Raw genomic sequence first — 24,485 nt, 5'->3', positions numbered from 1 at the left:
TTTCTTACCATAGCTTAAATTGATAAGGGCGGCTAAAGCCGCCCTTAATATCGTTACAGAGTACGAGCAATCTCGACGGTTTCGAATACTTCGATTTGGTCGCCTACGCGAACATCGTTGTAGTTCTTAACGCCAATACCACATTCCATACCATTGCGAACTTCAGCAACGTCGTCTTTAAAGCGACGTAGCGATTCGAGTTCACCTTCGTAGATAACAACGTTATCACGTAGTACGCGAATTGGCGCGCTACGCTTGATGGTACCTTCGGTCACCATACAGCCAGCAATTGCACCCAGCTTAGGTGACTTGAACACATCACGAACTTCAGCCAGACCGATAATTTGTTGTTTGAACACAGGAGACAGCATACCTGTCATCGCTGCACGCACTTCATCAATCAAATTATAGATAACGCTGTAGTAACGTAAATCAACACTTTCACTTTCGATAGTCTTACGGGCTTGTGCATCGGCACGTACGTTAAAGCCAACCATGATAGCGTTAGAGGCTGCCGCTAAGGTTGCATCCGTTTCAGTCAGTGCACCCACACCGCGAGCGATGATGTTCACTTTCACTTCGTCGGTAGACAAACCTGTTAACGAATCAGTAATCGCTTCGAGTGAACCTTGTACGTCTGCTTTAAGAACGATGTTCAGTTCTTTCACTTCGCCGTCTGTCATGTTCGCAAACATGTTTTCTAGCTTAGATTTTTGCTGACGTGCCAGTTTCACATCACGGAACTTACCTTGACGATACAGGGCAACTTCGCGAGCTTTACGTTCGTCACGAACGACTGTTGCTTCATCACCTGCAGACGGAACGCCTGACAGACCTAGAATTTCAACAGGAATAGATGGACCCGCTTCAGTGATTGAACGACCGTTTTCGTCTTTCATTGCACGAATTTTACCGTACTCAAGACCACACAGAACGATATCACCTTGGCGCAGCGTACCTTCTTGAACCAGAATCGTAGCCACAGGGCCGCGACCTTTGTCCAATTGTGATTCAATGACCACACCGGCAGCCATACCATCACGTACCGCTTTCAGTTCGAGAACTTCAGCTTGCAGTAAGATACCTTCTAACAGTTCGTCAACACCTTCACCTGTCTTAGCTGAAACGAAGGCAAACATGTTGTCTCCACCCCAATCTTCAGACATAACACCGTGTTGTGACAATTCGCTCTTAACGCGATCGATATCCGCTTCCGGTTTATCCATCTTGTTCACAGCCACGATTAATGGCACGTTACCAGCTTTAGCATGTTGAATAGCTTCGATTGTTTGCGGCATTACACCGTCATCGGCAGCAACAACTAGCACAACAATATCCGTTGCCTTGGCACCACGGGCACGCATTGCGGTAAACGCGGCGTGACCAGGAGTATCAAGGAAAGTGATCATGCCATTTTCAGTTTCAACATGGTATGCACCGATATGCTGAGTAATACCACCGGCTTCGCCAGCAGCCACTTTAGCGCGGCGAATGTAGTCGAGTAACGAAGTCTTACCGTGGTCAACGTGACCCATGATAGTCACAACTGGTGCACGAGATTCTAGCTTGATGCCATCTTCATCATCACGGTCTTGTAGCACTTGGTGCTCAAGTTCGTTTTCACGGATAAGCACAACTTTGTGACCCATTTCTTCAGCAACTAGCTGGGCAGTCTCTTGATCTAACACTTGGTTGATCGTGACCATAGAACCCATTTTCATCATCTGTTTGATGATTTCAGTCGCTTTCACTGCCATTAAATGCGCAAGTTCAGAAACAGTAACAGTTTCACCGATACGCACATCACGGCTCACTGCTGCCACTGGCTTATTGAAGCCATGCGCCATAGACTCAGGTGCAGTACTGCGGTTACGCATGTGCTTTTCACGGCCGTCACGGGCATCTTTGCCGCCACGTTTTTTCGCGTTGCTCTTGTTACGAGCACGACGTCCGCGTTTTTCTTCATCCAGATCAGAAGTATCTTCAGCAGCACGAGCTACTTTAGATGTCGTGATGTGATGATCACCGTTTTTCTCGGCTTCTAAACGTTGGCGCTCTTCTTCGGCCCAGCGCTTAGAATGTTCTTCAGCGAGTAAGCGAGCAGTTTCTGCCGCTTTAGCCGCTTCTTCGTCTTGCTTACGTTTGGTTGCCGCTTCTTGCGCCGCTTTCAAACGTTCAGCTTCTAGACGAGCCGCTTCTGCTTCTGGTGACATATCTTTAACCACTTTCACTTCGGCTGCTGCTTTAGCTTTCGCCTTAGCTTCTGCTTCCACTTTTGCCTTAGCATCTGCTTCAGCTTTCACTTTTGCTGCCGCAGCAGCTTCTGCTTCGGCCTTTGCTTTTGCCAAAGCTTCTGCTTCGGCTTTCGCTTCTTCTTCAGCCTTCAGAGTAGCCTCATTAGCATCACGCTTAACGAAAGTTCGTGTTTTACGAACTTCAACTTTAACATCTTTAGATTGACCACCATTACCGGCCACACTTAGGGTCGATACGGTTTTACGCTGCAGCGTCATTTTCGTTGGCGCATTTTCGCCACCGTGCTGCTTTTTCAGATAATCCAGTAACTGCTGCTTTTCAGCTTCAGTCACTTTATCAGCTTGGCCTTTCTTAATTCCAGCCTGAGAGAATTGCTCAATCAGACGTTCAACACTTTTACCCACTTCCGTGGCCAATTTCTCTACGGTAGTATCTGCCATCAGTTAAATCCCCCTGTTGATCGACTTATGCTTCTTCGCCAAACCAACAGATATTGCGGGCTGCCATGATGAGCTCACCTGCTTTTTCTTCTGTCAATTCTTCAATTTCGATCAAATCATCAATGCCTTGTTCAGCCAAGTCTTCTAGAGTCACAATACCTTTGCTAGCGAAAACATAGGCTAAGTGTCTTTCAACACCTTCAAGTGCTAGCAACTCTTCACTTGGCTCCACACCATCCAGTGCTTCTTCAGTAGCGAGAGCTCGAGTTGAGATCGCCGCTTTTGCACGTTCACGTAAAGCTTCGACGAGATCTTCGTCAAAACCGTCAATCGCCAATAGTTCAGACACAGGCACATAGGCAACTTCTTCGAGCGACGTAAAGCCCTCATCTGCCAGTACTTGTGCAAAATCTTCATCGACATCCAGTGAGTTAACAAATAAATCAACCACCTTGGCACTTTCTGCCTGATGTTTCTTATTCATATCTTCCACTGTCATAACGTTCAGAACCCAACCAGTCAGTTGTGTTGCTAAACGTACGTTCTGGCCATTACGTCCAATGGCTTGTGCCAAACTATCGGCTTCAACAGCGATATCCATAGAATGGTTATCTTCGTCGACTATGATAGAGGCAACATCGGCTGGCGCCATGGCATTGATCACGTATTGTGCTGGATTATCATCCCACAACACGATATCAACACGCTCGCCACCCAGTTCATTCGAAACGGCTTGTACACGCGCACCACGCATACCCACACACGCACCGATAGGATCGATACGGCGATCATTCGACTTAACGGCGATCTTAGCGCGAGCGCCTGGATCACGAGCAGCGCCCATGATTTCAATCAGTTCGTCAGCGATTTCAGGCACTTCAACACGGAAAAGCTCGATCAGCATTTCAGGCTTAGTACGGCTTAAGAATAACTGTGCACCACGAGCTTCTGGACGTACTGAGTACAATAATGCACGCACACGGTCACCAGGGCGGAAAGATTCGCGTGAAATTAAGTCTTCACGGAACAATACGCCGTCAGCGTTATTACCTAAGTCAACCACTACGCTCTCGCGAGTCGCTTTTTTGACCACACCAGTGATTAACTCACCTTCTTGATCTTGGAACTGCTCAACCACTTGCGCACGTTCAGCTTCACGTACTTTCTGTACGATCACTTGCTTAGCGGTTTGAGTGGTAATACGGTCAAACACCACTGACTCGATATCGTCTTCGATAAACTCGCCAGGCTGGATGTCCGGATTTTCGTAACGTGCCGCTTCTAACGTGATTTCACGATAAGGGTTTTCTAACGCTTCACCGTGATCATCAACTACCATCCAACGACGGAAAGTATCATAACCACCGGTTTTACGGTCGATAGCAACACGAACGTCAATATCACCTTCGTACTTTTTCTTGGTTGCTGTGGCCAGAGCAATCTCTAGCGCTTCAAAAATTTTCTCGCGTGGAACGGCCTTTTCATTTGAAACCGCCTCAGCGACTAGCAGAATCTCTTTATTCATCTCGTCTTGCCTCGTTCACCTTGAAACCATCAAAACTTAGCGATTAAGTTGCCTTTGCGGATATTATCCAATGCGACAACTAACTCTTTACCATTCACTTTCAGCGAGAGCATTTGCCCGTCGACCGCAGTGATGGCGCCTTTTAAATTACGACTGCCGTCAACCGGCATAGTCAATTGAAGCTTTACATCCTCGCCTACATAGCCCGCGTACTGCTCAGCAGTAAATAAGGGTCTATCTACGCCTGGCGAAGAAACCTCTAGGGTATATTCTGTAGAAATAGGATCTTCAACATCGAGTACAGCACTGACTTGGCGACTTGCATTGGCACAATCTTCAATATTGATACCATTCTCACCATCAATGAACACTCGCAGTGTGGAATGCTTACCCGCTTGAACATATTCAATGCCCCACAGCTGAAAGCCTAATGCTTCCACAGGTACTTTGAGCATTTCTGCCAGTCTGAATTCTAACGTTGCCAAGATTGACCCCCGAAAAAACAAAAAAGGGCTTAATAGCCCTAGTACAACGCCACATACGAAGCATGCGACAAATTTAAAAGTCCCAGATAACAAAAAACCCCGTAATCACGAGGTCATTAATTTCAAGAACCTGTAAACCATAACGAATTCAAACACTATTCGTTACTAGGAGCTGGTTGCGGGGGCCGGATTTGAACCGACGACCTTCGGGTTATGAGCCCGACGAGCTACCATGCTGCTCCACCCCGCGTCAACTGTGTGCAAGTATATTGACTATCGTCATTTCTTGCAATAACTAAGAGAGAACTTATCTCGTCTATCTTAGTTATATTTGGTGCCGAGAGCGGGACTTGAACCCGCACGACCGTTAGGTCACAGCCACCTCAAGGCTGCGCGTCTACCAATTTCGCCACCTCGGCGACACCTTTTACTAGTCAGGAATTTTCGTTTCTGACTTTTGGGTTCCTTGCTCAACAGGTTGGGTAACCTGTTCAGTGTCTGAACCTAAATCTTTCCATGAATCTTCATTTTTTGCGTGGTTTGCACTTAAGTTACCAATAAGCAGACTTAAAGTGAAAAACGCAATGGCAAGAATCGCCGTACTGCGTGTCAGGAAATTACCTGAACCGCTTGAACCAAAAAGAGTACCTGATGCACCGGCGCCAAAAGAGGCCCCCATGTCAGCTCCCTTACCTTGCTGAATTAATACTAAGCCGATTAGACCTAATGCAACCAACAAGTAAATAACTACTAGAACTTCATACATATTATGCGCTCATCGCTATGGTACACAGACTTAAAAACTCGCTAGAGTTTAAGCTAGCACCGCCAATCAGTCCACCATCAACATCAGGTTGGGCAAATAAATCTGCAGCATTACTCGGTGTCACACTACCACCGTAGAGAATCCTGATATTTTCTCCGATAAACGGAGACACTTCAGAGAGGCGTTTGCGAATAAACGCATGAACTTCTTGTGCCTGCTCTGGTGTAGCACTTTTACCTGTTCCTACAGCCCAAAGCGGCTCGTAGGCGATAATAGCGTTATCAAAAGCCATAGTGCCATTTTTCTGGATCACTATATCCAACTCTTCAGCAATCACCTCAAAGGTGCGTCTTGCTTCACGTGCTGGACCTGACTCACCCACACATAAAATTGGAGTTAAGCCATGCTTTTGTGCAGCGGCGAATTTCTCCGCTACGATATTACTCGTCTCTCCGTACATACGGCGACGTTCTGAATGCCCGATAATTACATATCGACATCCTGAATCTTTGAGCATCTGACCTGAAACTTCTCCGGTATAAGCGCCAAAGTCATGTTGACTTAGGTTTTGTGCGCCCATCCTAACAAGTGAACCGTCTAACGCTTCCTTGTTTGCTTCTAGCAGTTGCCTAACGCTCTCTAGATAGATAGAAGGCGGGCATAAAACCACTTCAGCTGAATCATTTTGGAGCTTAGAGGCAAATTTTTTGAACAACTCTTGGGCTAATGCCGCACTGCCGTTCATCTTCCAATTGCCAGCTACCATAGGACGTCTGAGTGCCATCACTGTCTCCTCTGAAAGCGGCGTGAATAATAGCGAACCACTTATTAAGTTACAATAGCTAAATTCGAATTTTTTCAGATATCAGGTTGGAATGCTTATTTTTTACACGCCAAAGCTGTTTTCTGTTCATTTGTGCAGCTAACACCTTAATTTTAAATTGGTATCAGCCGCACTCATTACAAAATTAGCAAATATTAGCTTGCCGATTTTACCGCATCCGCAATCAAATTTGCGTGCGCCAATACTGCACTATGATCGTCACCTTCAACCATGACACGGATCAAAGGTTCAGTACCTGACTTACGTAATAATACTCGGCCACGCACGCCCAGTTGAGATTCAACCTGTGCCTGCGCCGCTTTAACTTTATCTGACTTAAGAGGGTCGTGCTCGCCTTCAAAGCGCACATTGACTAACACCTGCGGCAACATTTCCATCGCAGAAGTCAGTTCTTCTAGCGTAGCATTCTGACGACGCATGGCCGCTAACACTAAAATCCCCGCAACTATGCCATCACCAGTTGTGCCGTGATCAAGATTGAGGATATGCCCTGAATTTTCACCGCCGATGCGCCAATCGAGTTCTTTAAGTAGTTCCATCACATAACGGTCGCCCACTTTCGAACGCGCAAAGGGGATGTCTAATGCTTGCAAGGCGAGATCAAGCCCAAGGTTTGACATTAACGTACCAACTACACCACCGCGTAATACGCCACGGGATTTCGCATCACAGGCCAGAATATATAAAATTTGATCGCCGTCGATCACTTCGCCTTTGCTGTTGACCATCATAATACGGTCACCGTCACCGTCGAGTGCAATACCTAAATCGGCACTTTCGACTAGAACGGTTTCACAAATTTTGCCCATGGACGTCGCGCCCACTTTATCATTGATGTTCATCCCGTTGGGTTTATCACCAATGGCAATCACCTCGGCGCCTAACTCACGAAACACAGCTGGCGCTATGTGATAAGTTGCGCCATGGGCACAATCAACCACAATTTTTAGCCCAGTTAACGTGTGTTCTGCAGGAAAATTACCTTTGCAATACTCAATATAACGGCCACGGGCATCTTCAATACGCGATACCTTCCCCAATAGATGCGACTCAACACAAACGAGGGGCTTTTCAAGCTCTGCTTCAATTTCTAACTCTAGGTTATCGTCTAACTTACTGCCGTCGGTGGAAAAAAACTTAATACCGTTATCGTAATACGGATTGTGTGACGCGCTGATCACCACCCCAGCTTCGGCGCGAAACGTACGCGTCAAATAGGCTACAGCTGGCGTTGGCATAGGTCCCATTAACATCACATTAAGGCCTGCAGCAGAGAGGCCAGCTTCTAATGCTGACTCAAACATATAGCCCGAAATACGGGTATCTTTCCCTATAATAACCTTTTTGGTACCACTGCGGGATAACACGCGCCCCGCCGCCCAACCTAACTTAAGCGCAAGCTCAGGCGTCATTTGACCTGAACCGACTTTTCCCCGAATACCGTCAGTTCCAAAAAATTTACGTTCTTTCATATCGCTCCACAAACTCAAATGTGTCCCAATGATTTGGGATCAGAATATTAATTAAATGCTTAACGAGAGCATAACGATGCTTAAAAATACGCTTGTGTCGCTTGTAACACCTTGAGCATATCCACAGTTTCAGTAACATCATGCACACGAATGATATGAGCGCCCTTTTGGGCCGCTATCATAGCGCCAGCAAGGCTCCCAGCAAGACGTTCTGAGGTCGGTTTTGCTAAGAGGTTTCCTATCATGCTCTTACGAGACAATCCTATCAATATCGGTAAATCAAACTGAGCAAAACAGTCGAGCTTCGCCAGTAATTCATAGTTATGCTCTAAGCTTTTACCAAAACCAAATCCCGGATCGAGTATTAATAATTCACGGGGGATCCCTGCTCGCAAGCAAGCTTCAATCCGCTCAGTTAAAAAGGCAGAAACTTCTTCAATAACATTATGGTAAGTCGGTGCAAATTGCATGCTTTTGGGTTCACCTTGCATATGCATTAAGCATATGGGGACTTGCAACTCTGCAGCAGCTTCAAGCGCACCGGGTTCCATCAGGGCGCGCACATCGTTAATCAAATGTGCGCCCGCAGCAACAGCTTGACGCATGACTTCAGGTTTACTGGTATCGACCGAAATCCACACATCATGGTGCGCCGCAACATATTTCACCAACGGGATCACCCGCGCAAGTTCATCGGCTAAGCTCACCTCGGCGGCGCCAGGTCTTGTCGACTCTCCGCCAATGTCTATCATTCCAGCGCCTTGAGCCACCATGTCATCGGCATGCTCACAAGCAAGCTCATAGGAAGAATATTGACCACCGTCGGAAAAAGAATCGGGAGTGACATTAAGTATACCCATCACAATGGGCGAAGATAACGCGAGGCGTTTAGTGCCAGCAATCAGTTCAAACACGCATTTACTCCTGTAATACGAACACTTACGATTTTACTCACTGGCATAACTTGCGTCATTAATTTCAAGCCTTCATTTTCTATCCGAAAAGACCAATGTCAGAAGATAAATATCAATGGTGGCAGAGAGTATCAATGACAGCGCAGTCAAATTGCTAACAAGGTAAAACAAGAAAACCCCTTTACGGGGTTTTCTTTAGTTTCACAACACATTACTTAGCTGGAGATTCATCAGGATCTTTCAGTTCTGGCTCAGCAGGGGCAGTCACACTGTCTTCAGCTTTCGCTGCTGGTTCACCATGACCATTGCCTTTATCGTTAGAACCACTGTCATCCACTTGCCAATCAGCAGGCTGACGCACTTCACGACGTTTCATTAAATCGTCAATTTGAAGTGAATCAATGGTTTCATACTTCATTAAAGCTTCTTTCATTGAGTGCAGAATATCGAGGTTATCCGTCAATATCTGTCTCGCTCTAGCGTAGTTTTTGTCGATAAAGACTTTTACTTCAGCATCGATAATAGTTGCAGTTTCATCGGACATCGCTTTGGCTTTACCCATGCTGCGACCTAAGAAGACTTCACCATCTTCTTCTGCATACAGCAATGGACCTAACTTGTCCGAGAAGCCCCACTGAGTCACCATGTTACGCGCAATAGATGTCGCATATTTGATGTCCTGTGATGCGCCAGTCGACACTTTCTCAGTACCGTAGATAAGCTCTTCTGCTAAACGACCACCGTAGGCGACCGAAATTTGGCTTTCTAACTTACGACGGCTCTGGCTCACTGAGTCAGCTTCAGGTAAGAAGAAAGTCACACCTAAGGCACGGCCGCGAGGAATGATAGTCACCTTGTGCACAGGATCGTGCTCTGGTACTAAACAACCCACAATCGCATGGCCTGCTTCATGGTAAGCGGTCATTTCTTTTTCGGCTTCAGACATCACCATAGAACGGCGCTCAGCACCCATCATGATTTTATCTTTTGCACGCTCAAATTCTTCCATGCCTACAACTCGGCGATTTCCGCGAGCCGCAAACAGGGCAGCTTCGTTCACTAAGTTAGCTAAATCAGCACCCGAGAAACCTGGCGTACCACGGGCAATCACGCTTGCTTTCACATCTTCAGAAAGCGGTACTTTACGCATATGCACTTTCAAAATCTGCTCACGACCGCGCACGTCTGGTAAACCAACGACCACTTGACGGTCAAAACGACCCGGACGTAATAACGCAGAATCGAGTACGTCTGGACGGTTAGTTGCCGCGATAACGATAACGCCTTCATTACCTTCGAAGCCGTCCATCTCAACCAGCATTTGGTTCAGTGTTTGCTCACGTTCATCATGACCACCACCTAAACCTGCGCCGCGTTGACGACCGACCGCATCGATTTCATCGATGAAGATAATACAAGGTGCAGATTTTTTCGCTTGTTCGAACATGTCACGCACACGGGATGCACCAACACCAACGAACATTTCAACGAAATCAGAACCTGAAATAGTGAAGAAAGGTACTTTAGATTCACCCGCAATGGCTTTCGCCAGCAAGGTTTTACCTGTACCTGGAGGACCCACCATCAGTACGCCCGTTGGAATTCGGCCGCCCAATTTTTGGAATTTAGTTGGATCACGCAGGTAATCAACCAGCTCTTTCACTTCTTCTTTTGCTTCATCACAACCGGCAACATCGGCAAAAGTAGTTTTAATCTGATCTTCGCTCATCAGCTTGGCTTTGCTCTTACCAAAGGACATAGCGCCTTTGCCACCGCCGCCTTGCATCTGGCGCATGAAGAAAATCCATACCCCGATAAGCAATAACATCGGGAACCAAGAGATGAAGATTTGGGTAAGGAACCCTGACTCTTCGGCTTCTTGGCCCTTCATAGTGATGCCTTTACGATCAAGATCATTAATTAAATCTTGGTCATATAACGGCATGATAGTAGTGAATTTTTCACCAGTTCGTTTAGCACCTTCAATAGTACGTTGGTCGCTCTTAACTTCAACAGTTGCGACCTGTCCATCACGGACATTATCTAAGAAGGTAGAATAATCCATCTTCTGCGATGACGAAGAAGAGGGGGAGTAACCCTGAAACACTGACATCAGCACAACGGCGATGACAACCCAGAGTATTAGATTTTTTGCCATGTCACTCAAATTACTAGACCTCATTAAGTCTTGCGATTATTAACGCTAGGTTACTACAACTTGTACCCAGTCGCCACAAGATAGACTTCGCGGGAACGAGCCCGTGAAGAGTCTGGTTTACGTGTTTTAACGACTTTAAACACTGTTTTTACCGCTTTCATGTATTCGTCAAAGCCCTCCCCCTGAAAGACTTTTACCGCAAAACAGCCATTAGGAGCCAATACTTGATGGCACATATCTAACGCCAATTCCACTAAATACATGGCACGGGGCTGATCAACACTATCTGAACCACTCATGTTGGGTGCCATATCAGACAACACAACGTCAACTTTAGCATCACCGACGCGAGTAAGTAATGCTTGAAGGACTTTATCTTCACGAAAATCCCCTTGCAAAAAATCGACGCCGACGATGGGATCCATAGGCAAAATGTCACAGGCGATGACTTTACCTCTATCTCCCGCTAATTTAACTGCCACTTGAGACCAACCTCCCGGAGCGGCACCGAGATCAACCACAGTCATGCCTGGGCGGATCAGTTGATCCTTTTGCTGGATCTCCTCAAGCTTAAACGCAGCGCGAGATCGCAAGCCCATTTTTTGGGCGAGTTTGACATAGTGATCATCAAAGTGTTCTAGCATCCAGCGATTAGAACTGGCCGTACGTTTTATACCTGACATTTAAAATCCGCAACAATTGAGAGTTACACAAAGGCTATATAAGGGTAGAATAGCCGTTTTTCAACAGTAACTCAGCAAAAGTTGGTAGAAATGAACTTAACAACCAAACAAAAACAGCATTTAAAAGGTCTAGCGCATCCGCTAAAGCCAGTGGTGCTGCTTGGTGCCAATGGATTGACTGAAGGTGTACTCGCTGAAATTGAAAGCGCACTCGCTTATCATGAACTGATTAAAGTGAAAGTAGCCTCTGCCGACAGAGAGCTAAAAAATGCCATCGTTGATGCCATAGTACGTGAAACTCAATCCGCAAAAGTGCAACTTATTGGTCATATTCTGGTGATTTATCGTCAATCACCAGAAATGAAAATTGCTTTGCCAAAGGCAAAGTAATTTTTCTTGATTTTATCGTGTTAACAAAAAGGCCATTCAATCGAGTGGCCTTTTTGTTTTCGCTGTTAATTTAAGCGATTAGCATAGCCCTAAGGTGTTTCAGAAATCACTTGTTCCTTATAATGCTCAGGCGTTAAGCCTAATAGCTCAGGCAATGAGGTACCAACTGAAATCGAAGAGAATGTGCCAGTTAATATACCGATAAACATTGCAATCGAAAATCCTTCCAGCGGTCCACCGCCCATGATCCACAACGCACCGACCGTCATTAAGGTTGTCCCTGATGTCACCATAGTGCGAGAAAACGTCGCCACAATTGCTTGGTTGTTAATGTCTTGAATCGCAAGCTTTGGCTTAGCAATCAATAATTCACGAATACGGTCAGCGATAATAATCGAATCATTTAAGGAATAACCTAAAATCGCCAGTACAGCCGCAAGTATCGTTAAATTAAACTCCATCTGAGTCAAGGCGAAAAATGCCAGCACGAACACTACGTCATGCACTAAAGCGAATAGGGCACCCGATGCGAGTCGCCATTCGAAGCGGTAACTTAAATAACCTAATATCGCCAGCATAGCGACTAACAGCGCCAAACCGCCCTGCTCTGCCAATTCTTGACCAATCTGCGGCCCGACAACACTGCTGTTAAGCACTTGCACTTCAGAGTTAAGCGGCGCTAATACCTGCTGAATATCGATATTACCTTGCTCTGTATCGGCACTCTTTATATCGGAATAGCGCAACACCCAACGTCCCGGCTCACTGGCGGAAACTACACTCACTTCTTGCTGATAAGCAGCGTTGAGTAAAGGTTGCAATTCACTGCTGGTAATTTTTCTATCGATCTGCACTTCGGTGACGACACCGCCAGTAAAATCTAAGCCCCAGTTAAAACCTTTCACGCCGATGATGGTTAATGACACTAGCATCAACAAAATAGAGATAGCACTCGAAACATAACGCCATTTAGTTAGATTGATATTTTTCATGGTTATACCCTCACATGACGGCTAGCATCACGTCCATAAACTAAGTTGATCAAGGCCCTTGAAGCAAAGATACCGGTAAACATGCTGGTCAATAGACCTAGACCTAAGGTCAAGGCAAAACCTTGGATTGGACCATTACCTATGGAGTAAAGCACCACTGCAGTGATCATAGTGGTGAAGTTGGCGTCAAAAATAGTAGAAAACGCGCTATCAAACCCAGTATCAATTGCCAGCGCAAAACTGCGACCTTCCTTTAACTTGTCTTTTATTCGCTCGAAAATCAGCACGTTGGTATCGACAGCCATACCGACTGTTAACACCAAGCCCGCAATCCCAGGTAAGGTCAACACAGCGCCAGGGATAAGTGCCAGTAAACCAAACAGGATCACCATATTGGAGATCAGCGCTATATTCGCCACCCAACCGAGACGGCGATACCAAAGCGCCATAAACAGCAAGGTAATCCCCATCCCTAAACCAAGGGCAGCAAAACCGTTTTCAATGTTTTCAGCACCCAGCGTCGGGCCAATAGTGCGCTCTTCAACAATAGTCACTGGCGCCGTCATAGAGCCCGCTCGCAGTAACAGAGCTAATTGTTGTGCTTCTTGATAGGAACCTGCACCCGTAATGCGAAAACGATCTCCAAGTTGGGATTGAATCGTCGCAACACTGATAATCTCTTGTGTTTGCTTTGCCTTGCCTTGCTCATCACGGCTGTATTCGCTGTAAGACGTCGCCATAGGTTTGCCGATATTGGTACGGGAAAACTCAGACATTTTCTGCCCGCCCACACGGTCAAGGTTAATGTTCACCTCCGCCATGCCCATCTCGCCTAAACTCGCCCTCGCATCGACAATATGATCGCCACCCAGCACTGGTGTGCGGCTCACATAAATAGGCTTACCAGACTTGTCATTGAGCACCATAGCATTAACGGAGCCAGACTCTTTAACCTCGAAAAAGGCCAGACTCGCCGTAGCACCGATAACGTTTTTAGCGGCTGCAGGATCTTGTACTCCAGGCAATTCAATCCGAATTCGATGCTCCCCTTGACGCTGCACTAAAGCTTCAGTGATACCGAGTTCTTCAATACGGCTGCGCATCACTTGTAAGTTTTGCTGCACTGTCAAATTACGCAGTTTCGTTTGCTCTTCTTGGCTCAACTTAATCAGTAAACCCGCGCCATCTGCATTGGATAGCTGCCAATTAGGATAGGACTCTTTCATCATTTGACGCACAGCAGCACGGGCGTCATTATCCGGCAACGTCATGTTTAACTGATGACTTTGGTCCAAATGCACGCTAGCACCACGAATTTTCTGCTCACGGATGAATTGACGTAGCGAATCAACAAGCGTCTCGGCCTGAGTTTGATAAACAGGATCAATATCAACATCGAGTAAGAACTGTACGCCACCGCGTAAGTCGAGCCCGAGTTTAATCGGCTGAAAGCCTAAGTTTTGTAACCAACTTGGCGCCGCACTGGCAAGGGATAAAGTCAATTCTTTTGGCTCTGCGACCATAGAAGAGACTAAAGTTTTGACTAAGGTTTGTTGGTTATCCGCATCGAGGACAATTAAGGTTTCACCATTTTTTTGGTCGATACGTTTTACCGTCACGCCTTCAGCTTGTAGCTTATATCGAAGGGCAATAGGTGTGAGCGTTAACCCCGCCTTCGCGCCCACCTGCACCGCCGCATCCTCACCGTAAAATGTCGGCAAGGCACTGAATAGCATCACTATAATAGTGACGATAAGCACTAAGTATTTCCAAGCTGAATATTGATTTAGCAGCCGTTGATTGGGTTTTCTTTCCATGGGATTAACTCGCTATTTAACACTCAGCATTTGAATCAAATCGCTAAGCGAACATATTGATATCAGTCCGAAACACGTAATTGAGTACCAGCGGCTAAGCTCGTAAGGCTCAAATCATCACTGCTTACTTAAGCAGCTATAAAAAGTTTCGGTGAGTACAAAAAGGCAACAGCATGAAAAATCGATAAGAGTAGGCTCCTATCAACATCATGCCTAAATAGGCGAGTTAAGCGGCTTGTTGGCTAAATCGATATTGAAGATTTGAGACTTTCCAACCCGAAATTCGGGCGGGGGAAGAAACAGCAGAAAGCGTCCAATCTGATGTGATATCAAGATCGGTGGGTTCAACGACATTGGATGTCGGTTCGGCAGTAAAGTCTACAGCGAGTACATATACTGGCTTGACCTCACGCACATCGTGCTGGGCAAGACTGATAAATCGCGGCGAATTTATCGGGGCAAAATCTAAGTCATCAGAATGACTTACATAGTCAGAGCTCGGACAAGGTGCTGGCTGTGATTCTGAGTCTGAACTGACTAGATCGATATCATGGCTATTCGGTGAGCCGCAGCTTTCAACGGTTTGCGCATCAGACTGTGCATTAGATTGGGCATTGAGCTGCGCATTGTCTTGGGCGATAACATCGGCATCGGGCAAGCTTTGAGGCTCAGCGCTTCGCTTTGTATGGGGAGTCGAGCTATCAAGACTCACAGTATGCATCTGAGCATAATGGCGAGTTGCATCACTGCGCTGTACTGAGGGTTTTGGCGCATAGCTAGCCGAGTGCGCAATCAACATGATCGCCACGCAAACTAACATCAATCCTGTACGCCAATGTTTGACCAAAGCGTGCCCTCTTATAAAACGTTATCAAACTAAAGATGAACCTATTCACTGTTCGCTTTTGATGCTTAACTGTGGGTCCATAAAGTGAAACTCGCGCAAAAAAACAACATACACATTTCGCCAATGTTGATTTTGCTAGGATGGCAGCTTAGGTAAAAACCTACAAAGAGACAAATTAAACTTTGTCCATCTTACCCCGAATTCAACGCTGAAGCGCGATCGATATCCTTGGCTAAAGCCCTAAACTCAAGCCGTAAACAAACTTAATTCGCGGATAACAAAAAACCGCCCTAGGACGGTTTTAGCGATATCGCATGAGTCACGCTCACAACACTATAAGCAAAGTATTATAAGCAGATTATAAATACTGTACTGAGATGATTTCGTAATCTGTCATACCACCTGGCGTAGTAATAGACACTTCATCACCTTCATTTTTGCCGACTAAACCGCGGGCTATTGGTGAATTCACTGAAATCAGGTTTTCTTTAATATTCGCTTCGTCATCGCCGACTATGCGATAAGTCACTTCAACATCGGTATCGAGATTTAAAATAGTCACAGTGGCGCCAAAAATGATACGACCGTTATTCACCATCTTAGTGACGTCGATAATTTGCGCGTTAGATAACTTACCCTCAATATCACGGATACGTGCTTCACAAATACCTTGTTCCTCACGAGCCGCATGGTATTCCGCGTTTTCTTTCAAGTCGCCTAACTCTCTCGCTGAAGCAATTGCTTCAGTGATTTTAGGGCGACGGTCAAACTTGAGAATATCTAACTCTTTACGCAGCTGCTCTGCACCGACAACTGTCATAGGAACCTTAGTCATAACTTCTTTCGTCTCCTTTAAAACAAAAGCAACCCGTGCCAACGCTAAGGTCAACACAGTCAAATGAGGGTGGAATTGCGCTATTCTAATCGTTATGCGCTTTTGATGCACCAAGAACAATGCATTGACGCAGCTTACCCAACCTTAAGCAGAGTTACCAGTAATCAAATTCAAATCTGTATACCTAAGGAAATTTCGCACAAGTTTTAGCTCGAAATGGGAACAAAAATGCCCACTCGCCATTTAGACCGTGGGCATTAAGACTCAAAGCAAAAACCTCAAATAGAGGTTAACTCATTTATTCAAGCCCAGCCTCAAAGGTCAAAAAGATTTCACTAACCGTTTTATCAGCAAGGGATTTATCTGCATTAGGGCGCTCAATTGCCGCATGTAAGAGATAACGTCCTGCTGAAGGTAAGATCATTGAAACTTTACCGTCTTTATCTGAGGTAAATTCGATTTCCTCTGGTTTGTTACGATATAAGCTACCGTCTTTCATAATGGCGACTTTAACGCCTTCAACGGGCTTACCATCGAAAACAAATTGCAGGGTAGCAGCTTCGTTCTCAACAATATCTGCAGGATGAGTCACAGGCACTAGTTCTAAATATTCCCCCTTAGGCTTTAACACTTCCTCAGTTGGCTTATTACGTGTGACATAGGTTTCAACCCGCGACACATTTAAAGAACTTTCAAGTTCATAGGCTCCCTTTGGCATAGCAGCAGTTGTGGCTTTTTTATCCATACGGCTGCGTACAACCCCTTCTTTTCCTTTAACTTTATACTGAGAAAAATAACGAGGTGAAACTTCTTTTTCAAACTTATAAGTGCCATCTTGCATCAGTTGTACATCAAACACCGACTTACGTCCGCCCGTGTAACTTGAGCTTGGAGACGTTGGTTTTCCATTTGGCTGTAGCACACGCACATCACTGGCACTAAAAGGTTTATCCATCATAAACACTTGATTGCTGGCAGACACATCTGAGGTAATCCACACAATTTCTTCACTTTCAGCCGAAACGTTGAAGTGGCTAGGTAAAATCCATCTGTCGTGGCTACTTGCCAATGGGCTAATACAAAGTGTGCCAAGTAATGTAATAAGACGTAATTTCATGCCTTTTCCTTAAGTTTAACGATTAATATACGGGCTAAATATTTAATGGATTGACTCAACGAGCCATGCCGCTTAAGCGTATGTCGATAACGCCAGTTTCTGTCGTGGCGGGCAACTGCACAGAGAAATCTCCTGCAGCTAAATCGATATTTTGTCGTACAAGATCGCGACCACCGTGTTCACGCACCACTTCAATAAATACAGTGTAAGTGGCAGGTTCAAGCACTTTTCCCGCCTCATCTTTTAAATCCCAATCGATTTTGTAATGACCCGCGGGACGTGTCGCAGATGCAATACCGTCAACAAAGCTCATATCTTCGCGTCCGGCTTTACGCCACCAACGACGGATATCTTTCAACCATTTATGGCCTTCATCCCATACCCAAAGGCTTAAGGTTTTAACCGTTTGCCCCTTGGCATCCTCAACCCATACGGCCACATAAGGTCTGTGATATTGCCCTTCGGTAATTTCAGGCAAGGTTAAATCGACTGTCATTTTAGGCGTCGCAAACGCCACAGAACTGACAAACAAAGCACTCACCGCAATGGTACGAATAAGATGACGCATACTCGGCCTACACTCCTTATGGAACAAAATAAACATACACAAGCCCGCAACTACTGCTGACGAGTACCATGTATAACAATGACTTTTTGAGGCGCTTGGTTTGAGGCAGCAACAAATAAGCCCCAGTGAGCGAAAATAAAATGATAAGCACAGCGCTGAGATCGAGTATCCAAGCCCAAGCTGTGCCTGTGTTACGGCCCTTATGCAAATCATTCACTACGGCAACGACACCGTAATCTAAGGTTTCGACATAGGCTTGGCCGTCGAGCAAGTCCAATGTCAGACTCCGATAAGTACCAGGTCCTTTGCTGACTAAACTAATTTCATCTTCATCGATATCGGCACTCGCCATATCCATAGCCCATTCACTTTTCAACCAATGACCCGCAGCCAGACGCCATTGTGAGTCTTGGGCATTAACGGGTAACAAATAGGCCGGGATTGGCACTTGTTCCCGCTTAGGTTCCTGATCAGCTTGAGAAAACCAATTAGGATGATTTAACGTTATACCTGTCACCGCAAAAAACAGCATCAGCAACAATAAAGCCATAGACACATAAACATGAATAATGCGGGCAAAGGACAAAGACGACTTACTGACTCTTAATTTCAATGATGCACTCTCAAAAACAAACCGAAGAGAAATACCTCCAGAGTCTGCTTTCCCTATGCAGCTAAAGATAGAAATGAGCTGCATTAAACTAATTTAATGCGCCGAGATTAAATGAGATCGATTATCAAACAGAACAAAGTTTACAAACTTTACATATTCAATACTGAAAAAGAAGTTAAAAAGTAAGAGGAAAAATAAGTGCTAAAAATAAAGCACTTAGGGGTAAATCTGTTTTTAGCACTCAAAAACCATTACCTTCGATTAAATTAGCAGCAAATAATTTATTGTATCACCTGTAAATACCTTTCAAATTCAAAAGGATAAAATCCAACATTTGGGCTAATTTTTTTGCTTAAAATTTACTTTGCCACCCTCTCGTTTACCTTATGCCAATCAGCTACAATCCGCCGCCGGCGACTTGCTGGTACTTCCAAGGAAATATCATCTTGAGTACATCTCTGCTCAAAAAAATGCGCTGCCTGCATATTGTGTGGCTCGCATTAATGCTCAACGCCTGTGTTGCACCACTATTATTAATGTCACCTCAAGGCCAGCTCATGTGGGCCCTGCTTAAACCCCTTGTAGGTTTAGATCCGAACGATGTCGGATTATTCGAACAACCGCTCATCAAAAACCGTATGCAGGAATTGCTGGGTAAAAATTACGATACCACCCTGTCCCTGCTCAAAACGGCCGACAAGATCCAACAGGAAGGTCCACTCATCTACTTAGTGTCGACTTACACCCCTGTCCCCGAAATGGCCGAAAAAGCGGGTCTAGTTTGGAACTCAGACACCAACCAAATGGCAGTCATGCTAATGAAAGGCGGCGCGCCCTCAGTGTTCTCTGAGCAATTCAGTAATCAGGCAGAAAAACGGGTCCCAAGTTGGCCGAAGGAATTAGCCGACTATACCGATCCACAGAAGTTACAACAAAAAGCCTTAGAAGCGGGCGCAAATCAAGTACAGCAACAATTAGCAATACCTGATGCTGTCAAAGCCGTTGCAACAGGTGATGTTAAAGCGGCCCAAGGTGCCGTTATTGATAGTGCAGTCACAGAGAATACAGTCATTAAGAATGCTGCAATGCCAATCAATATCACTGAAGCAGCTGCAAAAGTCGCCGTTCCAGCGGCTCCTGCAGCTCCAGCAGAAATAAAATCGCCACCCGTTGCTCCTGAAGTCAAAAAGCAATAAAACGGATCACCACAGTGCCAGCTCAAATGGCACTGTGGATTAACTTTGAAAATAGCTGAATTGCCACAACCAACGGGAATTATAGAGACAAGGGAAAGGCTGGACGGGCTAATTGAAGGGAAACTGAAAGCAAAATAACGCTAAGCTGAAAATAGTTAAAATTTAAAAAGCAAAAAGCCTGTCTTCGGACAGGCTTTTTAACTTTTTGGCTGGGGTACAAGGATTCGAACCTTGGGATGCCGAGATCAAAACCCGGTGCCTTACCACTTGGCGATACCCCAATAAACTGTGTTTAATCTTCTATCGAAGATTGCATTTTGATGGTACGGGAAGAGAGACTTGAACTCTCACACCTCGCGGCACCAGAACCTAAATCTGGCGTGTCTACCAATTTCACCATTCCCGCATCAAAATGTACCAAAATTGTCTATTCAACATTTTTGGATTTTTCTCTGATAAATCACTTTAACAGAGTTAAATATGGTAGCAATGGCGGGACTTGAACCTGCGACCCCAGCATTATGAGTGCTGTGCTCTAACCAGCTGAGCTACATTGCCAATGGCTGGGGTACAAGGATTCGAACCTTGGAATGCCGAGATCAAAACCCGGTGCCTTACCACTTGGCGATACCCCAATCAACTTGGAAACTGAGAAAAAATGGCTGGGGTACAAGGATTCGAACCTTGGAATGCCGAGATCAAAACCCGGTGCCTTACCACTTGGCGATACCCCAACTAACTCTGTTTCAAACATCCGCTATCGCCGATGTTTCTAAATTCATATATCTAAAAAATGGTACGGGAAGAGAGACTTGAACTCTCACACCTTGCGGCACCAGAACCTAAATCTGGCGTGTCTACCAATTTCACCATTCCCGCACAGCTTCATGTTTACATCGTGAATAGATGCTAGCAATCAATGCTAGAGTAAAATCGTGATTCATTTTATATAAGAAATTTATCTTAAATAAAATGGTAGCAATGGCGGGACTTGAACCTGCGACCCCAGCATTATGAGTGCTGTGCTCTAACCAGCTGAGCTACATTGCCACATCGATATTACACGCCCCTCTCAGCGAGGAACGGGGCGTATTATGCTTATTCGAGGTATCTAGGTCAACAGCTTTTTTTCGCTATTTCCCTTAGGTTAAGCTGTTCGGCTATTACTTCACCAAACTGAGCAACAGATGTGCTAAATAACACCTTGTTGCTCATACTTAGCTTAATTTATCGAGACTTACAGCGTGAATAAGCTTTGTTATACGTTAAACAGGAAATGCATCACATCGCCATCTTTAACAATATAGGTTTTACCTTCCACGCGTAACTTACCGGCTTCTTTCGCGCCAGCTTCACCTTTGTGGGCAATGAAGTCGTCAAATGCCATCACTTGGGCACGGATAAAACCACGTTCAAAATCGGTATGGATAACACCCGCCGCTTGCGGAGCACTCGCACCCACTGGCACAGTCCAAGCACGCACTTCTTTCACGCCTGCGGTGAAATAGGTTTGCAGATTCAGTAATTCATAACCTGCGCGGATCACACGATCTAAACCTGGTTCTTCGATACCCAGATCCGCCATAAACTCATCGCGCTCCTCGATTTCCATCTCGGCCAGTTCAGATTCAATCGCCGCACATACGGCAACAACGATAGCGTTTTCTGTCGCAGCAATGGCGCGAACGGCATCTAAGTGCGGGTTATTTTCAAAACCATCTTCCGCAACGTTAGCAATATACATGGTCGGTTTTAAGGTTAAGAAGTTCAGGTAAGCCACCGCTTCCAGTTCTTCTTTCGATAAATCCATTGAACGCAACATTTTAGCTTCGTCTAAAATGGGGCGCATTTTTTCTAATACTTCCACTTCAAACTTAGCGTCTTTATCGCCACCTTTAGCACGTTTCTGCTGACGCTGAACCGCACGCTCTAAACTGTCTAAGTCAGCTAACGCTAATTCAGTGTTGATGACTTCAATATCGCCAGCTGGATCAACCTTGTTAGCAACGTGAACAATGTTGTCATCATCAAAACAACGTACGACATGACCAATCGCATCGGTTTCACGGATGTTAGCGAGGAACTTGTTACCTAAGCCTTCACCTTTAGATGCGCCAGCCACAAGACCCGCGATATCCACGAATTCCATGGTGGTAGGTAACACACGTTGTGGATTCACTATCGCAGCTAACGCATCCAGACGTGGATCCGGCACAGGTACAACACCTGTGTTAGGTTCAATGGTACAAAACGGGAAGTTAGCCGCTTCGATGCCAGCCTTAGTTAACGCATTAAAAAGCGTTGATTTACCTACGTTAGGAAGACCAACAATGCCGCATTTAAAACCCATATGCTTACCTTTCTCTCGATTATTGGCTGACAAGTCACACTCATCAGCGAGGTTTAGTCGTCCTGCCCTATGGCAGCACATTACTGAATAATTAAATCACTTAACACTTGAGTCTCGCCAAAGGCAAAACCTACTCCGCTTTAAAGGAGTGTAATCTGTTCATGGCTTTCACCATGTCTTGTTTAAACAAAATTTCGGTAGAACGCACGGCTTCATCTATCGCCGCCTCGATAAGTTCTTGCTCTTTAGCAGGTGCTTTTCCCAGTACGTAACCACTCACTTGATTTTTATCACCGGGATGACCGATACCTAAGCGTAAACGGTAGAAGTTTTTATCGTTAGCCAGTTTAGCAATAATATCTTTCAGACCATTGTGGCCGCCATGACCGCCACCGAGCTTAAACTTAGCCACACCGGGCGGCAGATCGAGTTCATCGTGAGCGACCAGAATCTCTTCCGGCGTGATACGAAAAAAATTCGCCAAAGCGCCAACCGCTTTACCGCTTAAATTCATATAAGTCGTCGGGATCAATAAGCGGACATCTTTACCGTGCAATACTGCTCTGGCAGTCAAGCCAAAATACTTACTGTCGGCCACTAAAGTCACGCCGCAAATTCTCGCTAACTCAAGTACGTACCAAGCCCCCGCATTATGGCGAGTGTGTGCATATTCAGCACCTGGATTAGCCAGACCAACTATTAATTTTATTTCGCTCATGACACTCAATATCGTTATTTCGTCGATGACAGCCGCGCAAAGTGCCGACTGAACTGACCATACCAGCTAAAAACGCGGCATTTTAGCACTCAAACCCCAAGTCAACAAATACCACGTCATCGCACAGGAGCAGAACACAAGGTCAGAACACAGAACAACTCAGCGTTAATTAAGCCCCATAGCATATTTAAGGACAGTCTTTTTGAGCGGGGAATTGATGTTTGCCAACTTTAACGCGCCATTACGCAGCAGCTTTAGCGGCAGAATATCGTTGCTAAAACCGGCGTAAAACAAATCCATCGCCGTCATCATCAATTGATTATCGCGATAACGCTTGCGCTGATATTGGGCAAGCACCTCATTCGACCACCAGATATTATCTTGAGCTAATGCATCCTTGATGACCGCCAAAAACGCTTCGACATCCTTAAACCCAAGGTTCACCCCTTGGCCTGCGAGGGGATTAATGGTGTGAGCGGCATCGCCTAAAATCACCACATTATGACTATAGTAGCGCTGGGCATGGCGACGAGTGAGGCCAAAACTGCCTTTATTCTCAACGGTAAAATCAGCGTCCAAACGCGCTGGAAAATGCACTCTTATCTGATCTGCAAGCTGTTTATTATTAAGCTGCATTAACTGCTTAATTCGATTGGCATCGTCGTACCACACCAGCGAAGCGTTATTGCCTGGTAAAGGTAATAATGAACGCGGTCCTTTGGGCGTAAACTGCTGCCAAGTCACATCCTGTTGCCCCTGTGCGGTGTTGATATTAATCAACATGGCCGATTGAGCGTAATCCCAACCCGAAATGCCAATTCCCGCCCATTGACGTACCTGCGAGTGAGCACCATCGGCGCCAACCAACAACTTAGCGGTCAGTTTACTATTTGACTGTAAGTGCACACTCACACCGTCGCTATCGCGGGCAAATGCCACCACTTTATCGGGACAATATAAGGTGATGCCAGCTAATTGTGTCATCTGTTGCCACAGGGCAAGTTGGATTAAACGGTTTTCGACTATATGGCCTAAATGGCTGGCGCCAATTTGTGAACAGTGGAATTGGGTGATGCAGCCATCAAGCTCCCAAGTTTCTAAGCCCAAATAAGGCACATTACGCATCTTAAGCAATGAGTCCAAGGCGCCAAGACGTTCAAGCAGCGTTTCAGAAGCCACACTGATGGCCGAGACTCGCACATCTAATGGCTGTTCGGCTTGATAAGCCTCTGGCGCAAAAGATTCAATCACCGCCACTTGCAAACCCTGTTGGGCTAATCCAATTGCCGTCGCCGCACCAACCATGCCGCCGCCGACAAGAATGACATCGAACTCAGTGCCTTCAGCATGAGTAACGTTAGAATCTGTGGTGTCGGATATCATCTGTGCATGTGTATCTTCAATCTGGCTCATCCTACTTACCACCTTAGTTACGACCTTAGTTAGCACCTTTAAGCCCTTCTGTATTTCTGCTCAAGCGACTTTTCACAAACCCGCTC

General features: G+C 45.7%; 21 protein-coding genes and 9 tRNA genes. 2 read left to right on the top strand and 28 right to left on the bottom strand.

Features of this window, described 5'->3' with window-relative positions; genetic code table 11:
* Nucleotides 1-53 precede the first annotated feature (53 nt).
* From infB to rlmE, 11 genes are all read right to left on the bottom strand, one after another.
* Nucleotides 54-2,696, bottom strand: coding sequence for a translation initiation factor IF-2 (gene infB / locus L5L97_RS18980; protein ID WP_105251699.1), 2,643 nt, complete (start codon nucleotides 2,694-2,696; stop codon nucleotides 54-56).
* 25 nt (nucleotides 2,697-2,721) lie between these two features.
* Nucleotides 2,722-4,221, bottom strand: coding sequence for a transcription termination factor NusA (gene nusA, locus L5L97_RS18975; RefSeq protein ID WP_028761452.1), 1,500 nt, complete (start codon nucleotides 4,219-4,221; stop codon nucleotides 2,722-2,724).
* Between the two features lie 29 nt (nucleotides 4,222-4,250).
* Nucleotides 4,251-4,706 carry a ribosome maturation factor RimP gene (gene rimP / locus L5L97_RS18970; protein ID WP_006082718.1) on the bottom strand — a complete coding sequence of 152 codons (456 nt, stop codon included), beginning with the start codon at nucleotides 4,704-4,706 and terminating at the stop codon, nucleotides 4,251-4,253.
* A 173-nt stretch (nucleotides 4,707-4,879) separates the two neighbouring features.
* A tRNA-Met gene (locus L5L97_RS18965) sits at nucleotides 4,880-4,956 on the bottom strand.
* A gap of 82 nt (nucleotides 4,957-5,038) precedes the next feature.
* Nucleotides 5,039-5,125, bottom strand: a tRNA-Leu gene (locus L5L97_RS18960).
* Between the two features lie 11 nt (nucleotides 5,126-5,136).
* The gene (gene secG, locus L5L97_RS18955) at nucleotides 5,137-5,472 is read right to left on the bottom strand and encodes a preprotein translocase subunit SecG (RefSeq protein ID WP_028761453.1); all 336 of its coding nucleotides are present in this window, start codon (nucleotides 5,470-5,472) and stop codon (nucleotides 5,137-5,139) included.
* A gap of 1 nt (nucleotide 5,473) precedes the next feature.
* Nucleotides 5,474-6,256: a triose-phosphate isomerase gene (gene tpiA / locus L5L97_RS18950; RefSeq protein ID WP_006082720.1), complete on the bottom strand. Its 783-nt coding sequence runs from the start codon at nucleotides 6,254-6,256 to the stop codon at nucleotides 5,474-5,476.
* A 194-nt stretch (nucleotides 6,257-6,450) separates the two neighbouring features.
* A complete protein-coding gene (glmM, locus tag L5L97_RS18945; protein WP_263183455.1) occupies nucleotides 6,451-7,788 on the bottom strand; it encodes a phosphoglucosamine mutase in 1,338 nt (445 codons plus the stop codon).
* A gap of 80 nt (nucleotides 7,789-7,868) precedes the next feature.
* Nucleotides 7,869-8,702, bottom strand: coding sequence for a dihydropteroate synthase (gene folP / locus L5L97_RS18940; protein ID WP_131523241.1), 834 nt, complete (start codon nucleotides 8,700-8,702; stop codon nucleotides 7,869-7,871).
* 211 nt (nucleotides 8,703-8,913) lie between these two features.
* Nucleotides 8,914-10,884 carry an ATP-dependent zinc metalloprotease FtsH gene (gene ftsH / locus L5L97_RS18935; protein WP_173913187.1) on the bottom strand — a complete coding sequence of 657 codons (1,971 nt, stop codon included), beginning with the start codon at nucleotides 10,882-10,884 and terminating at the stop codon, nucleotides 8,914-8,916.
* Between the two features lie 29 nt (nucleotides 10,885-10,913).
* Nucleotides 10,914-11,543: a 23S rRNA (uridine(2552)-2'-O)-methyltransferase RlmE gene (gene rlmE / locus L5L97_RS18930; protein ID WP_263183451.1), complete on the bottom strand. Its 630-nt coding sequence runs from the start codon at nucleotides 11,541-11,543 to the stop codon at nucleotides 10,914-10,916.
* A 90-nt stretch (nucleotides 11,544-11,633) separates the two neighbouring features.
* Between rlmE and yhbY the strand changes: the two genes are divergently transcribed.
* The gene (gene yhbY / locus L5L97_RS18925; RefSeq protein ID WP_006082725.1) at nucleotides 11,634-11,933 is read left to right on the top strand and encodes a ribosome assembly RNA-binding protein YhbY; all 300 of its coding nucleotides are present in this window, start codon (nucleotides 11,634-11,636) and stop codon (nucleotides 11,931-11,933) included.
* Nucleotides 11,934-12,022: 89 nt separating this feature from the next.
* Here the strand turns inward: yhbY and secF are convergent, their stop codons facing one another.
* From secF to L5L97_RS18890, 7 genes are all read right to left on the bottom strand, one after another.
* On the bottom strand, nucleotides 12,023-12,925 hold the full coding sequence (gene secF / locus L5L97_RS18920) for a protein translocase subunit SecF (protein WP_028761458.1): 903 nt from the start codon (nucleotides 12,923-12,925) through the stop codon (nucleotides 12,023-12,025).
* A 2-nt stretch (nucleotides 12,926-12,927) separates the two neighbouring features.
* On the bottom strand, nucleotides 12,928-14,742 hold the full coding sequence (secD, locus tag L5L97_RS18915) for a protein translocase subunit SecD (protein ID WP_263183448.1): 1,815 nt from the start codon (nucleotides 14,740-14,742) through the stop codon (nucleotides 12,928-12,930).
* Nucleotides 14,743-14,968: 226 nt separating this feature from the next.
* On the bottom strand, nucleotides 14,969-15,562 hold the full coding sequence (locus L5L97_RS18910; RefSeq protein ID WP_263183446.1) for a hypothetical protein: 594 nt from the start codon (nucleotides 15,560-15,562) through the stop codon (nucleotides 14,969-14,971).
* 385 nt (nucleotides 15,563-15,947) lie between these two features.
* On the bottom strand, nucleotides 15,948-16,424 hold the full coding sequence (gene greA, locus L5L97_RS18905) for a transcription elongation factor GreA (protein WP_028761461.1): 477 nt from the start codon (nucleotides 16,422-16,424) through the stop codon (nucleotides 15,948-15,950).
* 298 nt (nucleotides 16,425-16,722) lie between these two features.
* Nucleotides 16,723-17,541 carry a DUF4198 domain-containing protein gene (locus L5L97_RS18900; RefSeq protein WP_212599330.1) on the bottom strand — a complete coding sequence of 273 codons (819 nt, stop codon included), beginning with the start codon at nucleotides 17,539-17,541 and terminating at the stop codon, nucleotides 16,723-16,725.
* 55 nt (nucleotides 17,542-17,596) lie between these two features.
* The gene (locus tag L5L97_RS18895; protein ID WP_105251693.1) at nucleotides 17,597-18,109 is read right to left on the bottom strand and encodes a DUF2271 domain-containing protein; all 513 of its coding nucleotides are present in this window, start codon (nucleotides 18,107-18,109) and stop codon (nucleotides 17,597-17,599) included.
* A 16-nt stretch (nucleotides 18,110-18,125) separates the two neighbouring features.
* A complete protein-coding gene (locus tag L5L97_RS18890; protein ID WP_212599331.1) occupies nucleotides 18,126-18,722 on the bottom strand; it encodes a PepSY-associated TM helix domain-containing protein in 597 nt (198 codons plus the stop codon).
* 470 nt (nucleotides 18,723-19,192) lie between these two features.
* On the opposite strand from L5L97_RS18890, the gene L5L97_RS18885 reads away from it, so the two are divergent.
* On the top strand, nucleotides 19,193-19,918 hold the full coding sequence (locus L5L97_RS18885; RefSeq protein ID WP_263183480.1) for a hypothetical protein: 726 nt from the start codon (nucleotides 19,193-19,195) through the stop codon (nucleotides 19,916-19,918).
* 206 nt (nucleotides 19,919-20,124) lie between these two features.
* Here L5L97_RS18885 and L5L97_RS18880 read toward each other — a convergent pair.
* The 10 genes from L5L97_RS18880 to L5L97_RS18835 form a co-directional block, all read right to left on the bottom strand.
* Nucleotides 20,125-20,199: transfer RNA gene (locus tag L5L97_RS18880), tRNA-Gln, on the bottom strand.
* Nucleotides 20,200-20,239: 40 nt separating this feature from the next.
* Nucleotides 20,240-20,324, bottom strand: a tRNA-Leu gene (locus L5L97_RS18875).
* A 75-nt stretch (nucleotides 20,325-20,399) separates the two neighbouring features.
* Nucleotides 20,400-20,476 (bottom strand) — tRNA-Met (locus L5L97_RS18870).
* A 2-nt stretch (nucleotides 20,477-20,478) separates the two neighbouring features.
* A tRNA-Gln gene (locus L5L97_RS18865) sits at nucleotides 20,479-20,553 on the bottom strand.
* Between the two features lie 24 nt (nucleotides 20,554-20,577).
* Nucleotides 20,578-20,652 (bottom strand) — tRNA-Gln (locus L5L97_RS18860).
* 60 nt (nucleotides 20,653-20,712) lie between these two features.
* Nucleotides 20,713-20,797, bottom strand: a tRNA-Leu gene (locus L5L97_RS18855).
* Between the two features lie 94 nt (nucleotides 20,798-20,891).
* Nucleotides 20,892-20,968 (bottom strand) — tRNA-Met (locus L5L97_RS18850).
* Between the two features lie 208 nt (nucleotides 20,969-21,176).
* A complete protein-coding gene (gene ychF, locus L5L97_RS18845) occupies nucleotides 21,177-22,268 on the bottom strand; it encodes a redox-regulated ATPase YchF (protein WP_028761466.1) in 1,092 nt (363 codons plus the stop codon).
* A 130-nt stretch (nucleotides 22,269-22,398) separates the two neighbouring features.
* The gene (gene pth / locus L5L97_RS18840; RefSeq protein WP_028761467.1) at nucleotides 22,399-22,986 is read right to left on the bottom strand and encodes an aminoacyl-tRNA hydrolase; all 588 of its coding nucleotides are present in this window, start codon (nucleotides 22,984-22,986) and stop codon (nucleotides 22,399-22,401) included.
* Between the two features lie 165 nt (nucleotides 22,987-23,151).
* A complete protein-coding gene (locus L5L97_RS18835; protein ID WP_263183443.1) occupies nucleotides 23,152-24,399 on the bottom strand; it encodes an FAD-dependent monooxygenase in 1,248 nt (415 codons plus the stop codon).
* Between the last annotated feature and the right edge of the window lie 86 nt (nucleotides 24,400-24,485).

This window comes from Shewanella sp. SM71 (assembly GCF_025653905.1).
GTDB lineage: Bacteria > Pseudomonadota > Gammaproteobacteria > Enterobacterales > Shewanellaceae > Shewanella > Shewanella oncorhynchi.
Note: the sequence above shows the minus strand (reverse complement) of the source record. Positions and strands in the feature narration are given on the sequence as shown.

What these genes read in the sequence shown, in the direction of transcription:
- infB (WP_105251699.1), bottom strand. Translation starts at nt 2,696, where the DNA reads ATGGCAGATACTACCGTAGAGAAATTGGCCACGGAAGTGGGTAAAAGT.
- nusA (WP_028761452.1), bottom strand. Translation starts at nt 4,221, where the DNA reads ATGAATAAAGAGATTCTGCTAGTCGCTGAGGCGGTTTCAAATGAAAAG.
- secG (WP_028761453.1), bottom strand. Translation starts at nt 5,472, where the DNA reads ATGTATGAAGTTCTAGTAGTTATTTACTTGTTGGTTGCATTAGGTCTA.
- tpiA (WP_006082720.1), bottom strand. Translation starts at nt 6,256, where the DNA reads ATGGCACTCAGACGTCCTATGGTAGCTGGCAATTGGAAGATGAACGGC.
- glmM (WP_263183455.1), bottom strand. Translation starts at nt 7,788, where the DNA reads ATGAAAGAACGTAAATTTTTTGGAACTGACGGTATTCGGGGAAAAGTC.
- ftsH (WP_173913187.1), bottom strand. Translation starts at nt 10,884, where the DNA reads ATGAGGTCTAGTAATTTGAGTGACATGGCAAAAAATCTAATACTCTGG.
- rlmE (WP_263183451.1), bottom strand. Translation starts at nt 11,543, where the DNA reads ATGTCAGGTATAAAACGTACGGCCAGTTCTAATCGCTGGATGCTAGAA.
- yhbY (WP_006082725.1), top strand. Translation starts at nt 11,634, where the DNA reads ATGAACTTAACAACCAAACAAAAACAGCATTTAAAAGGTCTAGCGCAT.
- secF (WP_028761458.1), bottom strand. Translation starts at nt 12,925, where the DNA reads ATGAAAAATATCAATCTAACTAAATGGCGTTATGTTTCGAGTGCTATC.
- secD (WP_263183448.1), bottom strand. Translation starts at nt 14,742, where the DNA reads ATGGAAAGAAAACCCAATCAACGGCTGCTAAATCAATATTCAGCTTGG.
- L5L97_RS18910 (WP_263183446.1), bottom strand. Translation starts at nt 15,562, where the DNA reads ATGTTAGTTTGCGTGGCGATCATGTTGATTGCGCACTCGGCTAGCTAT.
- greA (WP_028761461.1), bottom strand. Translation starts at nt 16,424, where the DNA reads ATGACTAAGGTTCCTATGACAGTTGTCGGTGCAGAGCAGCTGCGTAAA.
- L5L97_RS18900 (WP_212599330.1), bottom strand. Translation starts at nt 17,541, where the DNA reads ATGAAATTACGTCTTATTACATTACTTGGCACACTTTGTATTAGCCCA.
- L5L97_RS18895 (WP_105251693.1), bottom strand. Translation starts at nt 18,109, where the DNA reads ATGCGTCATCTTATTCGTACCATTGCGGTGAGTGCTTTGTTTGTCAGT.
- L5L97_RS18885 (WP_263183480.1), top strand. Translation starts at nt 19,193, where the DNA reads ATGCGCTGCCTGCATATTGTGTGGCTCGCATTAATGCTCAACGCCTGT.
- ychF (WP_028761466.1), bottom strand. Translation starts at nt 22,268, where the DNA reads ATGGGTTTTAAATGCGGCATTGTTGGTCTTCCTAACGTAGGTAAATCA.
- pth (WP_028761467.1), bottom strand. Translation starts at nt 22,986, where the DNA reads ATGAGCGAAATAAAATTAATAGTTGGTCTGGCTAATCCAGGTGCTGAA.
- L5L97_RS18835 (WP_263183443.1), bottom strand. Translation starts at nt 24,399, where the DNA reads ATGAGCCAGATTGAAGATACACATGCACAGATGATATCCGACACCACA.